Raw genomic sequence first — 290 nt, 5'->3', positions numbered from 1 at the left:
AGTCCAGCTTTGCTTGGAATGCTTTCAAGACATCCATGGTGTTACCAATATCTGATAGACCCAGAACCAAAGCAGTCAGATTGTTCGGTTGACGCGTTAGTTTCATTGTTGCTTCAGTGATAAAACCAAGTGTTCCTTCAGCACCAATAAACAAGTGACGCAAATCATATCCGGTATTGTTTTTCAACAAGTCTCGGTTTAGTTCAAGAATTTCGCCAGCACCTGTTACCACGGTTAAACCCAAGACCCAATCACGGCTCATGCCGTATTTGATAACTTTAATACCGCCC

1 protein-coding gene is annotated in these 290 nt (G+C 42.8%); it reads right to left on the bottom strand.

The annotated features are described in order from the left end of the window. Window positions 1–290 (bottom strand): FAD-binding oxidoreductase (locus tag A3756_RS05900; RefSeq protein ID WP_197481207.1); only part of this gene is annotated, 290 nt, incomplete at both ends.

It is taken from the genome of Oleiphilus sp. HI0086, assembly GCF_001635225.1.
The sequence above is the reverse complement of the archived record's forward strand: the minus strand, read 5'-3'. Positions and strand labels throughout refer to the sequence as shown.